Origin of the sequence: Porphyrobacter sp. AAP82 (assembly GCF_000331285.1) — a bacterium.
Lineage (GTDB): Bacteria > Pseudomonadota > Alphaproteobacteria > Sphingomonadales > Sphingomonadaceae > Erythrobacter.
Map to the genome: position 1 here is coordinate 1 of NZ_ANFX01000017.1, position 12,825 is coordinate 12,825.

Here is a 12,825-nt window from a genome sequence, read left to right on the forward strand (position 1 = left end):
CCATCTCAACAAGGGGGTCCCTTTTGCGTGCCGATAGGGGGGCCCGATTGAACGCCGATTGACAGGTCGCGCTGCGCAAGGCGCTCGGCAAGGACGAGATGGTGCTGCACTACCAGCCGGTCGTCGATGCCCACACCGAACAGGTGGTCAGCTTCGAGGCGCTGGTGCGCTGGAATTCCGAAGACCACGGCTTCGTCAGCCCGGGCAAGTTCATCCCGCTCGCCGAGGACACCCGCCTGATCGTGCCGATCGGCCGCTGGGTGATGCGCAAGGCCTGCGAAGAGGCGCGCAACTGGCCCGAACATGTCAAGGTCAACGTCAACGTCTCTCCCGAACAGCTGCTTGAGCCCGGCTTCCATGCCGAGGTGGTGCAGGCGCTAGCGGCAACCGGCCTGCGGCCCGAACGGCTCGAGGTGGAAGTGACCGAAAGCATCTTCCTGCGCGATGCGAGCGTGGCCCGCAATGCGCTCGAACAGGTCATGGCGCTCGGCTGTTCGGTCGCGCTCGACGACTTCGGGACGGGCTATTCCTCGCTCGGGTATCTGCGCAAGCTCAAGTTCTCGACCATCAAGGTCGATCGCACCTTCGTCCAGGGTGCGGCGCAGGGGAGCGCCGAGAGCCTCGCGATCATCAATGCGGTGGTGGCGATGGCCAAGAGCCTGCAAATGACCACGACCGCCGAGGGCGTCGAGACCGGCGAGGAAGCCGAACTGATCCGCAACCTCGGCTGCGACAAGATCCAGGGGTTCTATTTCGGCCGGCCGATGACTGCCGCCGATGCGACGAGCCTGTTCGGGGTCGCGCGCGAACGGCGCGCATAGCCCCCCGCGTCAGGCGGCAGCGAAGCTCGCCAGCGCGCTTTCGAACAGGCGCCGCCCGTCCGCACCGCCCAGCGCCGGAACCGCCGCAGGCTCGATCGCGCGTTCGGGGTGCGGCATCATGCCCAGCACCCGGCCATTGGCGGAGAGCACCCCGGCAATGTCGCGCGCCGATCCGTTGCACGCTTCGGCATAGCGGAACGCCACGCGCCCTTCGCCTTCGAGCATGTCGAGCGTTTCCGCATCGGCGTAATAATTGCCGTCATGGTGGGCGACGGGGATGCGGATCGGCTCGCCCGCGCGGTAGCCTGCAGTAAACGGCGAGGCGGCATTCCCGACCGTCAGCGCGACAGTGCGACACATGAAGCGCTGCCCGGCATTGCGCAGCAGCGCGCCCGGGAGCAGCCGCGCTTCGGTGAGCACCTGGAAGCCGTTGCACACGCCCAGCACCGGCACGCCGCGCTGTGCCGCTGCGACAACCGCGCGCATGATCGGGCTGGTCGCCGCCATCGCGCCCGAACGCAGGTAATCGCCATAGGAAAAGCCGCCCGGCAGGGTGATGAGGTCGAGCCGGTCCGGCAGTTCGGCATCGCCGTGCCACACGCGGATCGCGGGCGCGCCGGCGACCGCCGCGATCGCCGAGGCCATGTCCCGGTCGCAGTTGGAGCCGGGGAAGGTGATGACTGCTGCTCGGAACGCCATCAGTTCGCGCCTTCGCCCAAGCCTTCAATCGTGAAGCTTTCGATCACCGTGTTGGCGAGCAGCTTCTCGCACATCTGGCGGATCGTCGCCTCGTCGGTGCCGTCGGCCACATCGAGTTCGATCAGCCGGCCGATGCGGACATCCCCGACGCCTGCAAAGCCCAGACCCTCAAGCGCGTGGTGCACGGCGCGGCCCTGCGGATCGAGCACGCCGGGCTTCAGTCTGACGAGGACGCGCACTTGCATGGCCTGATGCTCCGTTCTTGCCGGCGGGCGGCTTGGGTCGCGCCGGTATGCGGGGCCGCTATAGCGCCCTGCGCCTCGGGTGCAATCGCGGTAATGGCGCTTCTCAACATGCGGGGCGGCGCCGACGGATTGACGCGCAAATGTCACATTTCGGTCATTCAGGGGCGGTGATTGTAACCCTCTTGCAACAACTGTCCAAAGAAAGCCCGCAAAGCGTCGCTTTCGCGCAACATTTGCAGTGTGGCTGTCTCGCGCGAATCGGCGAGAAATGCCACGGGCGGCCCGCACCTACGCACCATCCGACCATACCAAAGGCCAAAGCCAAGGGGGTTTTCCGATGTCTCACCGCTTCTCCGCAATCCGTGCTGCCTGGACCGGCTCGACCGTCCTTGCTGCTGCCGCCGCCATCGGCTTTGCCGCACCCGCCGCCGCGCAGGACGGCGCTTCGGCCGAGGATGAGGGCCAGCTCGCCACCATTATCGTCACCGCCAACCGCCGCGAGGAAAACCTCCAGGACGTCGCGGTTTCGGCCGATATCCTCGACCAGGAGCGCATCGGCGCCGTGTTCAGCGCCGCAGCCGACATCACCGCGCTGGCCGGCACCGCACCGGGCCTCAACGTCGAAAGCTCGAACGGCCGCGTCGCCCCGCGCTTCTACATCCGCGGCCTCGGCAACACCGATTTCGACCTTGCCGCCTCGCAGCCCGTCTCGGTGCTGCTTGATGACGTGGTGCTCGAAAACGTCACGCTCAAGAGCTTCCCGGTCTTCGATATCGAGCGCGTCGAAGTGCTGCGCGGGCCGCAGGGCACGCTGTTCGGCCGCAACACGCCCGCAGGCGCGGTCAAAGTCACCAGCATCAAGCCCAGCCACGATTTCTCGGCTTCGGGCTCGCTGTCCTACGGCAGCTACGACACCATTTCGGTGAACGGCGCCGTCGGCGGCTCGCTGGTCGAGGACAAGATCGCGGTCCGCATCGCCGCGCAGCTCCAGCACCGTGCCGACTGGATCGACAACGGCTTCACCGGCGACGACAATGCGCTGGGCGGCTACAACGACTTCGCGGTGCGCGGCCAGTTGCTGTTCACCCCGACCGAGCGTTCGAGCATCCTTGCCGCGGTCAATTACCGCAACCTCGATGGTTCCTCGACCTTCTTTCGCGCCAACGTGCTCGGCCGCACCACCGCGCAGCCGAACAACACCAACAAGCTCAACGACAACTATGACCGCAACACGGTGTTCTACGACGCCGGCGGCGGCAACCTTGCCGATTACGAGCAGGTCGGCCTGACGCTGACCGGCGCCTACGAATTCGACGGCATGACCCTGACCTCGATCACCAGCTACTGGACGAGCGAGGGTTCGAGCCGCGGCGACATCGACGGCGGTTTCGGCGCTTCGTTCCTGCCGGTGATGGGGCCGGGCTTCATCCCGTTCCCTTCGGACACGCAGGACTCGATCGATCTCGAGCAGTTCACGCAGGAAGTCCGCCTCGCCTCGACCACGGACGGCCCGCTCAGCTGGCAGATCGGCGGCTTCTACTTCTCGAGCGATTTCGACGTCACCACCGTCGGCTTCACCTTCCCGCCGCCGGTCACCGTCAACCACACCAACGACGCCTGGGCGCTGTTCGGCCAGTTGACCTACCAGCTGACCGACACCCTGCGCGCCACCGGCGGCATCCGCTACACCGACGACCAGAAGGACTTCGTGGTCGTATCGGGCGCCGCGCCGCAGCCGCGCAGTGTCGGTGACCAGCAGTTCGACTGGGACATCAGCCTCTTCGCCGATGTCTCGGACGACGCCAGCGTCTATGCCAAGGTCGCCAACTCGTTCCGCGGGCCGACCATCCAGGGCCGTGACGTCGCCTTCTTCAGCGCGCCCTCGGTCGCGCAGTCGGAGAACATCACCTCCTATGAAGCCGGCTTCAAGAGCGAGTTCGCCGATCGCCGGGTGCGTCTGAACGGTGCGGTCTATTACTACACCGTCGAAGACCCGCAGTTCACCGCCGTGGGCGGCGCGGGCAACCTCGTGCAGCTGATCAACGCCAACAAGGGCGAAGGCTACGGCGTCGAGCTCGACAGCGCGTTCCAGATCACCCCGCGCTTCCTCGTCACGCTCGGCGTTGCCTACAACAGCACCGAGATCCAGGACGCGAACCTGGCGGTCGGCATCTGCGCACAGTGCACCGTGACCGATCCGACCCGCGTGGTTTCGGGCACCCGCCGCGCTTTCATCGACGGCAACCCCTTCCCCAACGCCCCCGAGTGGAGCGGCGATCTGACGGCGCGCTATGGCATCCCGGTGGGCAATTCGGGTGAATTCTACATCTTCACCGACTGGGTCTACCTCGGCGAGACCAACTTCCTGCTTTACCAAAGCCGCGAGTTCAACGCCGGCAGCCGCTTCGAAGGCGGTCTGAAGGTCGGCTATGCGGGCAATGACGGCCAGTGGGAAGTCGCCGCCTTCGCGCGCAACATCACCGATGAAGACAACGTGCTCGGCGTGGTCGACTTCAACAACAACACCGCTTTTGTGAACGAGCCGCGCGTCATCGGCGCGATGGTGAGCTTCAAGTACTGAGGGAGGGCCTTCCTCCGAGAGGAAGGTGAACCAAAGGGGAAAGCCGGCAGGGGGCGACCTGCCGGCTTTTTCTTTGCCTATGGCGCGGCCCGGATACCTTCCGCCGCCGCTTCGGGCACGACCACGAAGCGCACCGCGCCTTCGGGTGCGAGATAGCGCAGCGCGGCCATGTGAATGTCTTCGGGCGTGATCGCCCCGATCACCGCAGGCGCGGCCATGAAGCGTTCGATCTGCTGCGGATCGCGCTGGGCCCGCGCGCCCAGCGACAGCCATCCGCCGAGGTCTTTGAGGAGGTTGCGGTAATTCTCGAGCGCCGGCTTGCGCGCGCGTTCGATCACATCGGCATCGAGCGGCCCCGCGCGCAGGTCCGCGATCAGCGCCTCGACCGCCTCGCGGGTCGCCCCGGTCTGGTCGGCCGCCACCGAGGCGCTGACCACGAAGGTGCCGTAGCCGGGGTAGAAGTGGCTGGTGTTGGAGCTGGCCGAGGGCGAATAGGCCTGCCCCAGCTTCTCGCGCAGCCGGTCGGTCAGTTCGAGCCGCATGATCCAGCCAAGCAATTCGAGCCGCTGGTCCTCTACCGCATCGCGGTCGTCGGTGGTCGGCCAGACCCATTGGAGCAGCGCCTGATCGGGCTCGCCCCTGTGGGAGAGGATGTGTTCGCCGCGCGCTGCGGTGAAACTGCGGGTGCGGTTCTGGAGGCGCGGATTGAAGTCCGCCTCGCGCTGTGGCAGCGCGCCCAGCGTTGCGGCGACCGCGGCGATGGCGGCGTCTTCGTCAAGATCGCCGACCAGCGCGATCTCGATCGCGCCGTGCGCCAGCCGGTCGCCGATCACCGTCTCGAGCTGCGCGTAATCGAGCGCGAAAAAAGCTTCCCTCGGCTGAAGGGTGAAGCGCGGGTCATTGTCGGACAGGATCCGGCCGCTTGCCGCTCCCAGCGCGCGAGAAGGCGTGCTGTCGAGTGTGTTGAAGAAGTTGTCGATGTTCTTGCGGAACCGCTCCACCCCTTCCGGGCGGTATCCCGGGTCGGTCAGCGTGGCGGCCAGCACCTGCAATTGCAGCGCCAGATCGCGCGGCGTGGTGGTGGCCGAGGTCGTAAAAGCATCGGTGCTGACATCGAGGTTGAAGCTGACGCTGCGCCCGGCCAGCACGCTCGCCAGTTCGTCCTGGCTGTGCTTGCCGAGCCCGCCTGCGGCGAGCGATCCGGCAAGATAGGTCGCCAGCGGCGCCTCGCGCGGGTTCATCAGGTCGCCTCCGTCCACCGCCAGCGCAAAGGCGATGCGGTCCTTGCGCACATCGGTCCTGCGGAGCGTCAGGCGCACCCCGTTGGCAAAGCGGATCTGGCGAAAGCCGAGCAGCGGCTCGAGGGTGTCGGACACGACCGTGCCGGCTGGACCGAAGTCCGAATAGCCGAAGGCAAGCGGCCCGTTGTCGACCGGCGCCGCGATCGCCAGCGCCATGCCTTCGTCGAAAGCCGCCCTGAGGCCGGCCTCGCCGCCTTCGGGCCGGTTGCGGCCCTCGAAGCGGATCAGCGGTTCGGCAAGCGGGGCCGCGTCATCGCGCAGCGCCTGCCACACGGTCCCGGGGGTGATTTCGGGAGCCGCGGCCTCGAACATGGCGAGCGTCCATGCGGGGGTGGTGGGCACGCGCTCGTCGGTTGTGAGAGCCAGTGCCGCGCCTGCAAAGACCGCATTGCCGCGGGTGTCCGCCGCCTTGACCGCGTTGTCCAGCGCGGTGCGGATATTGGCGAGCTGTTCGTCCAGTTCGGCGCGGGTGAAGCCGTAGGCCAGCGCCTGGTTGACCTCTTGCGTCGCGGCGAGGACGCCCTTTTTCCACTCGCCATCGGCACTGCTGATGGAGAGGCTGGTGATGCGCGCGGCCTCGAAAATGTCGCCCGTGCCGTAGTTCGCCTGACGAAACGGCGCATTGCTCCCGCGCGCCAGCCGCGCGAGGCGGCGATTGACGATGCCATAGCCGATGGAGCGCAGCAGATCGCGGCGGCGGCCCGCGATGCTGTCGGGCTCGTCGCGCCACGCGGCAAGGCGGCTGATGGTGACGCTTTCGGGGAGCGCCGGGTCGAGGTGGATGTCGGTCCCGGCCTTTGCCGCCACGTCGATCGGCCCCGCCTCGGGCGCGGCAGGGGCAGGGGCGGCGGGTGCCCAGTCGGCAAAGCGGGCGCGGATCGCGGCTTCGACCACGGGCGCGGGATAATCGCCCACCACCACCAGCACGGTGTTGGCCGGGGTATAGGTGCGTCCATAGAGCGCGCGCAGTTGCGCGGCCGTGGCGCTTTCGAGCACTTCGGCCGTGCCGATCGGCAGACGGCGGCCATAGAGGGCCTGCGGAGCGAGGAAGGCGACGTTGTCCTCGTAATTGCGCAAGCTGTAGCCCGCCCGGTCGCGCCTTTCGGCCAGCACCACGCCGCGCTCGCGCACCACGGCATCCTCGGCGATCGTGAGCTCGCTCGCGGTCTCGCGCATCAGCATCAGCGCGGTGCCCAGCAGCGCCTCGTCATTGCGCGGGAGGTTGAGCATGTAGGTGATGGTCTCGAAGCCGGTCGAGGCATTGGTGTCCGCGCCGAAGGCCAGCCCCTCGCGCTCGAGCAGCTTGATCATCTCGCCTTCGGGAATGCCTCTGGAGCCGTTGAAGGCCATGTGTTCGAGGAAGTGCGAGAGGCCGCGTTCGCTGTCGGTCTCGGCCAGCGCGCCCGATCCGATCCGCATCCGCACCAGCGCGGTGCTGGCGGGGGTCGCGTTCTGGCGGATGACGTAGCGCATGCCGTTGGCAAGCCGCCCGAAGACATAGCCCGGATCGACCGGGATGTCGCTTTGCTCGAATGCCCAGACGGGGGCGGGCGCCTCGGCCCCGACCACAGTCCCGGCGGGCGAGGGCGCATCCTGCGCGGCGAGCGAGGTGGCCAGAGCCAGCGGGCAAAGCGCCAGCAGCAGGCTTGCCGCAACCGGCAATTTCGCCGCGGATTTCAGGCGGCTCTCGGGGGGCAGGGTCATCCCCGCGAGAGTAGCGGCCGCAAGCGGCCTGTCAGCCACTTTCTTCAGCGGCGCTACTTCTTCAATGGAGGGGGGCCGCGCAGGCGCGAGCGGGCGTGGGAAAGGTCGAACACCTCACCCGGGCCATTGTCTTCCTCGTTGAGCAGGCCAAGCCGCCGCGCGACTTCGCGGTAGGCCTCCTCCTCGCCGCCGAGGTCGCGGCGGAAGCGGTCCTTGTCGAGCTTTTCGCCGGTCGCCATGTCCCACAACCGGCAGCCATCGGGGCTGATCTCGTCGGCGAGGATCACGCGGCTGTAATCGCCATCGTAAAGCCGCCCGAACTCGAGCTTGAAATCGACAAGCCGGATATCGATCGCGGCGAACATGCCGCACAGGAAATCGTTGATGCGGATCGCCATCGAGGAGATGTCGTGCATCTCCTCGTTCGAGGCCCAGTTGAAGCAGGCGATGTGCTCTTCGGCGACCAGCGGATCGCCCAGCGCATCGTCCTTGTAGTAATATTCGATCAGCGTGTGCGGCAGCGGCTCGCCTTCGGGGATGCCGAGCCGCTTGCTGATGGAACCTGCCGCGACGTTGCGCAGCACCACTTCAAGCGGGATGATGTCGACCTGCCGGATCAGCTGCTCGCGCATGTTGAGGCGGCGGATGAAGTGGGTGGGGATGCCGATGTGCCCGAGGCGGGTGAAGACGTGTTCGCTGATGCGGTTGTTGATCACGCCCTTGCCGTTGATCGTGCCCTTCTTCTCGGCATTGAAGGCGGTCGCATCGTCCTTGAAATACTGGATCAGCGTGCCCGGCTCGGGGCCCTCGTAGAGGATCTTGGCCTTGCCTTCGTAAAGCTTGGTGCGGCGGGACATCGTCAGTTTCCCTTTTCAGCGAATGGTGCCCGGGGGCGGATTTGAACCACCGACACGCGGATTTTCAATCCGCTGCTCTACCCCTGAGCTACCCGGGCATTCGCTGCGAGCGACGGGGAGGTGCCATTCGGCTGCCCCGGCGAGCAAATGAGAGCGGCCCTATGGCGAAGGCCGCAGGGGTTGGCAAGGGGGTTTTGTGCACAAGCGCGCATGATTGCGATGCGCGTCTCAATCCTGCTCGCGCCAGCTTTCCTGCGCCAGTTCCTCGGGGTCGGCGGGCGGGCCGGGAACGGCGTAGCTGTCGGAGAACCAGCGTGCCAGATCGCGGTCGCGGCAGCGCTGCGAACAGAACGGGTGGAAGGCCTCGACCCGGGCCTTGCGGCAGATCGGGCAGGGTTTGGGCTTGGTGGTCATGCTGACAGGATCTGGGCGCTGGGGGCTTCGAGTGCAAGGCCGGGGTCGGCGGTGATCCGCACCGCGCGCCCCGTGCGGCGGGCCAGTTCATCAAGCCACGGCGCTTTCAGCTTGGCCTTGAGCGCGGGGTGCACCCGCAGCTCGAGCACGCGGCCCGCGCCTTCATCCGCCGCCAGTTCCGCGCGCCGCAGTGCCATGCGAGCGGCCATGCCGATCCTTGCGGTTGCGAATCGGTGGAGCAGCGATGGCCCTTCGAGCCGTGCGACCAGCTGGACGAAGCCGAAGCCGTTCATCGCCGTGCGCTGGTGCGGCCAGTGGGCGAGCGCGGCATCGAGCGCCGCATCGACCGCGCGGCGATCCTCCCTGGTCTGGAGCGTGGGGAAGTCGATCCCGATATTCCCGCCAAGGTCGAACCACGCCAGCGCCCGGGCGATGGCCGGCACGGCGGCGAGCGCCACATCCCGCGGCGCGCCGATCCCGTCGATGTCGATGACGGTCATCGCCGGAGTGACGCTGACAAGGATCTCGCCGCCCGGAAAGGCAAGGCTGGCCGCCGAGGCACTGTGCCAGACTTCTTCCCACAGGCCTGCCGGGAACCGCCGCAAGGTCCGTCGCGCGGGCCAGGTGGGGCCGGGGGAGAGCGCATCCGCCGGGATTCCGTTGCCCGGGGCCGCGCGTGCCTGCGCCCGTTTCAACCGTCCGCGCTCTGCGATCGGGGCGCGGGTGATGACAAGGTCCAGACTGTGACCCTCGGTGATCTGAGGCGGCAGGTGATCGACCAGCGCCTCGGTGCCGTTGCCGAGCAGCGCGACGCCGCGGCGGGTGCCCCTGAACTTGACGGTGAGCTTGCCGGTGGTGCGGGCACCTGCGGCGAGTTCGCCCGGCCACATGACTTTGGCGGCCAGCACCTGCTCGCCGTCGACCAGCAGGGCGCGGGTTTCGGCTATGCCTTCCTCGATCAGCCAGGTCATGCGCGAGCCTCGCTGCGCTCGGGCCCACCCCTGACTCTTCCCGCAGGCGGGAGGGTGACAGGCTGGCGCTGAAACTCCCCTCCCGCTTGCGGGAGGGGTCGGGGATGGGAAAGACCCACACGCCCAGTCAGGCTACCCAATCGCAAAACCCGCCGCCTTGAGCAGCGCCCGCGTGTGATAGAGCGGCAGGCCCATCACCCCCGAATGGCTGCCCCTGATCCAGGCGATCAGGCCCTCCGCCGCGCCCTGAATGGCATAGCCGCCGGCTTTACCCTTCCATTCCCCGCCCGCAAGATAGGCGGCGATCTCCTCGGCGCTGAGGCGCTTGAAGCACACCACCGTCTCGTCAAGCCTTTCGCGCAGGGTGCCGTCGGGCGCGCGCAGCACCACGCTCGAGAGCACCTGATGGCGCCGCCCGCTCAACAGGTCGAGACAGGCGCGCGCTTCGCCTTCGGTTTCGGTCTTGGGGAGGATGCGCCGACCGACAGCGACTACCGTGTCGCCCGCCAGAACGAAGCCGGGCGCGTCCACGGCCAGCGCCTTCTCGCGGCCCATGCGCAGGGCATAGGCGCGGGGGAGTTCGAGCTTGCCGGGGGTCTCGTCGATGTCGGCGGGGGTCACCGCGTCGGGCGCGAGGCCGAGCCGCGCGAGCAGCTCGCGCCGCCGGGGCGAGGCCGAGGCCAATGTCAGATGGAGAGAGCCCATGCTGCGGGCCCGCCGGTCTTACTGCGGGCCGGGGCCGCCGCGACCCGGCATGAAGCGGTAGGTGATGCGCGCCTTGGTGAGATCGTAAGGCGTCAGCTCGCACAGCACTTCATCGCCCACCAGCACGCGAATGCGGTTCTTGCGCATCTTGCCTGCGGTGTGGCCGAGCACTTCATGGCCGTTTTCAAGCTCCACCCGGAACATCGCATTGGGCAGCAATTCAACCACGCGCCCGCGCATTTCGAGGAGTTCTTCCTTGGCCATGTATTCCCTTTGATTTTCGTTGCGGCGCACAATGCGCCGGTCGATGCGAGGCTGCGCCTTAGCGATGCGGGAACCAAAAGGGAAGGCTCGTGCGTTAGGGCGAGGATTGCGGTTCGGGCATGCTGGTCCGGTTCGGGGAATGGCGCGCATCCCCGGGCCGGCTTTGCGCGTAACCGCGTCGTCTTGCGGGAGCGGTAAAGGCCGCCCCGCTGCCCCGTGACGCAAAGTGTTGTAACCGAAGGGACCTCATGAACCTCTCCCCGCTTTCCCGCGCGTCCTTGCGCGCCGGCACCTGTGCCCTTGGCCTTGCGCTGGCCTTGCCGCTGGCTGCCGCCGATGCCACGTTGACGGCCCAACCCCAGCCCGAGCCTGCCACCCAGCCAGGCGAGCAGGAAGAGGAACCTGCCAGCGCGAGCGATGCAGGCGCGCCGGTGGGCGAGATCATCGTCAGTGCCGGGCGCGTTCGCGGGCAGCTGTTCGTCGACCAGGCTCCGCTGCTCCAGCTCGACGAGACCGCGATTGCCGCCGAGGGCGTCACCTCGATCACCGAGCTCATCGCCCAGATCAGCGCGCGCACCGGCTCGGCGCGCGGGCGCGGGGGCGGCGGGCAGCCGGTGATCCTCGTCAACGGCATCCGCATCGGTTCCTTCCGCGAATTCGCCAACTACCCGCCCGAAGCGCTCGCCAAGGTCGAGGTGTTCCCCGAGGAAGTCGCCCAGCGCTTCGGCTTTCCGCCTGATCGCCGGGTCATCAACCTGATCCTCAAGGACAATTACTCTAACCGCCAGGCCGACTTCGAGTTCGAGGCACCCTCGCGCGGGGGTTATACCCGCAACGAGGAACGCCTCGGCATCCTCAAGATCGCCGACGGGGGGCGCATCAATGCCAGCGTGCAGATCGAGGATACGACGCTCCTGACCGAGGCCGAGCGCGATGTTCCCCAGACCGCCGGTTCGCAGTCGCCGGTGGCGGGCGATCCCGACCAGGCCGCGTTCCGCAGCCTCCTGGCCGATACCTTCGGGCTCGAGGCGAACGTGTCCTGGGCCAAGGCGCTCATCGACAGCGGCACCTCGCTCAGCGCCAATGCCAACTATTCGCGCAGCGAGAGCCGCAGCCTCGACGGGCTCAATACCGTCACGCTGACCTCGCCCACCGGCACGGCTGCGCTGCGCACCTTCGGCGCCGACACCCCGCTTGCCCGCCGCACCAGCAGCGACACGTTCTCGGCGGCCGGATCGATCAACCAGCCGGTCGGCGCCTTCCGCCTGACCACCACCTTCGACGGATCGTTCAGCGAGACCGAGACCGAGATCGACCGGCGGCTGCGCTCCGACCAGCTCGAGGTGTTCCGCGCCGCCGCGCGCGCCGGCACGCTGGCGATCACCGGCCCGCTACCGACCGACGCCGCCAACGGCTTCGACATCGCGCAGCGCCGGACGATCACCACCGAAAGCCAGGCGACGCTCGAAGGCCCGCTCGCCGGACTGCCTGCGGGCGAGGTGCTGGCGACCTTCGACCTCGGCCTCGACTGGCGCCGGATCGAAAGCAGCGACACGCGCTCGGCAAGCGGCGCCGAGCTGACCCGCCGCCGCCTTTCGACCGGCACCAACCTCGTCGTGCCGCTGACCAGCACCCGCGAGGAATTCCTCGATGCGCTCGGCGATTTCACGCTCAACCTGCAAGCGGGGGTCGAGGACCTCAGCGATTTCGGCATGCTGGGGGACTGGAACGCGGGGGTGACGTGGAAGCCGGTTGACGGCCTCGACCTGTCGGCCACCTACATCTGGCGCGAAGTCGCCCCCTCGCTCTCCGCGCTGGGCGATCCGCAGGTCACCAACTTCAACGTCCCGGTGTTCGATTTCGTACGCGGCGAGACGGTGCTGGCCGAGGTGGTGACCGGCGGCAATCCCGCGCTCCCGCCCGAAACCCAGCGCGACTGGAAGTTCTCGGCCAACTGGGAGCTGCCCTTCTGGGAGGGCTCGCGCCTGACGGTCGATTACGTGCTCAACCGTTCGGACGACGTGGTGAGCAGCTTCCCGCAGATCACCGCCGAGACCGAGGCGGCCTTCCCCGGCCGCGTGACGCGCGATGCGAACGGCCGGGTGGTGCGGGTCGACCGGCGCTCGGTGAGCTTTGCCGAGACCAAGGCCGACCGCATCCAGTTCACTTTCTCGACCAATGGCAGCATCGGTGCAGGCGAGGGCGGCGGCGGCGGCTTTGGTGGTCCGGGTGGGGGCGGTCGCTTCGGCGGGGGCGGGGGCGG

General features: G+C 67.8%; 10 protein-coding genes, 1 tRNA gene and 1 pseudogene. 3 read left to right on the forward strand and 9 right to left on the reverse strand.

Translation table 11 applies throughout. From position 1 onward, the window contains the following. Window positions 1-62: 62 nt before the first annotated feature. Window positions 63-821 (forward strand): annotated as a pseudogene (locus D620_RS0105445) (putative bifunctional diguanylate cyclase/phosphodiesterase); the annotation flags it as partial. Between the two features lie 9 nt (window positions 822-830). Here the strand turns inward: D620_RS0105445 and purQ are convergent. Both purQ and purS read right to left on the reverse strand, forming a co-directional pair. Beyond that, a complete protein-coding gene (gene purQ / locus D620_RS0105450) occupies window positions 831-1,520 on the reverse strand; it encodes a phosphoribosylformylglycinamidine synthase subunit PurQ (RefSeq protein WP_017664784.1) in 690 nt (229 codons plus the stop codon). Further along, entirely contained in the window at window positions 1,520-1,765 is a 246-nt protein-coding gene (purS, locus tag D620_RS0105455) for a phosphoribosylformylglycinamidine synthase subunit PurS (RefSeq protein WP_017664785.1), read from the reverse strand. The genes purQ and purS overlap by 1 nt, the downstream gene beginning before the upstream one ends. Before the next feature lie 337 nt (window positions 1,766-2,102). Between purS and D620_RS0105460 the strand changes: the two genes are divergently transcribed. Next, window positions 2,103-4,346: a TonB-dependent receptor gene (locus D620_RS0105460; protein WP_017664786.1), complete on the forward strand. Its 2,244-nt coding sequence runs from the start codon at window positions 2,103-2,105 to the stop codon at window positions 4,344-4,346. A gap of 77 nt (window positions 4,347-4,423) precedes the next feature. Here the strand turns inward: D620_RS0105460 and D620_RS0105465 are convergent, their stop codons facing one another. From D620_RS0105465 to infA, 7 genes are all read right to left on the reverse strand, one after another. Further along, window positions 4,424-7,351: a M16 family metallopeptidase gene (locus D620_RS0105465; protein ID WP_017664787.1), complete on the reverse strand. Its 2,928-nt coding sequence runs from the start codon at window positions 7,349-7,351 to the stop codon at window positions 4,424-4,426. 53 nt (window positions 7,352-7,404) lie between these two features. Further along, on the reverse strand, window positions 7,405-8,208 hold the full coding sequence (gene purC / locus D620_RS0105470) for a phosphoribosylaminoimidazolesuccinocarboxamide synthase (RefSeq protein WP_017664788.1): 804 nt from the start codon (window positions 8,206-8,208) through the stop codon (window positions 7,405-7,407). A gap of 23 nt (window positions 8,209-8,231) precedes the next feature. After that, window positions 8,232-8,306: transfer RNA gene (locus D620_RS0105475), tRNA-Phe, on the reverse strand. A 130-nt stretch (window positions 8,307-8,436) separates the two neighbouring features. After that, complete coding sequence (locus D620_RS0105480) at window positions 8,437-8,622, reverse strand: DNA gyrase inhibitor YacG (RefSeq protein WP_017664789.1); 186 nt, start codon at window positions 8,620-8,622, stop codon at window positions 8,437-8,439. After that, a complete protein-coding gene (locus D620_RS0105485) occupies window positions 8,619-9,593 on the reverse strand; it encodes a ribonuclease E/G (protein WP_017664790.1) in 975 nt (324 codons plus the stop codon). Before D620_RS0105485 ends, D620_RS0105480 begins: the two co-directional genes overlap by 4 nt. Window positions 9,594-9,725: 132 nt before the next feature. After that, window positions 9,726-10,298, reverse strand: a complete 573-nt coding sequence (locus D620_RS0105490; RefSeq protein WP_026091977.1) for a Maf family protein — start codon at window positions 10,296-10,298, stop codon at window positions 9,726-9,728. Between the two features lie 18 nt (window positions 10,299-10,316). Then, window positions 10,317-10,562 carry a translation initiation factor IF-1 gene (gene infA, locus D620_RS0105495; RefSeq protein ID WP_007163491.1) on the reverse strand — a complete coding sequence of 82 codons (246 nt, stop codon included), beginning with the start codon at window positions 10,560-10,562 and terminating at the stop codon, window positions 10,317-10,319. Between the two features lie 248 nt (window positions 10,563-10,810). On the opposite strand from infA, the gene D620_RS14730 reads away from it, so the two are divergent. Continuing rightward, window positions 10,811-12,825, forward strand: a 2,015-nt coding sequence (locus D620_RS14730) for a hypothetical protein (protein ID WP_033376274.1), incomplete at its 3' end; no start/stop codon positions are given.

Coding starts and splice junctions, on each gene's coding strand:
- purQ (WP_017664784.1), bottom strand. CDS start 1,520: ATGGCGTTCCGAGCAGCAGTCATCACCTTCCCCGGCTCCAACTGCGAC.
- purS (WP_017664785.1), bottom strand. CDS start 1,765: ATGCAAGTGCGCGTCCTCGTCAGACTGAAGCCCGGCGTGCTCGATCCG.
- D620_RS0105460 (WP_017664786.1), top strand. CDS start 2,103: ATGTCTCACCGCTTCTCCGCAATCCGTGCTGCCTGGACCGGCTCGACC.
- D620_RS0105465 (WP_017664787.1), bottom strand. CDS start 7,351: ATGACCCTGCCCCCCGAGAGCCGCCTGAAATCCGCGGCGAAATTGCCG.
- purC (WP_017664788.1), bottom strand. CDS start 8,208: ATGTCCCGCCGCACCAAGCTTTACGAAGGCAAGGCCAAGATCCTCTAC.
- D620_RS0105480 (WP_017664789.1), bottom strand. CDS start 8,622: ATGACCACCAAGCCCAAACCCTGCCCGATCTGCCGCAAGGCCCGGGTC.
- D620_RS0105485 (WP_017664790.1), bottom strand. CDS start 9,593: ATGACCTGGCTGATCGAGGAAGGCATAGCCGAAACCCGCGCCCTGCTG.
- D620_RS0105490 (WP_026091977.1), bottom strand. CDS start 10,298: ATGGGCTCTCTCCATCTGACATTGGCCTCGGCCTCGCCCCGGCGGCGC.
- infA (WP_007163491.1), bottom strand. CDS start 10,562: ATGGCCAAGGAAGAACTCCTCGAAATGCGCGGGCGCGTGGTTGAATTG.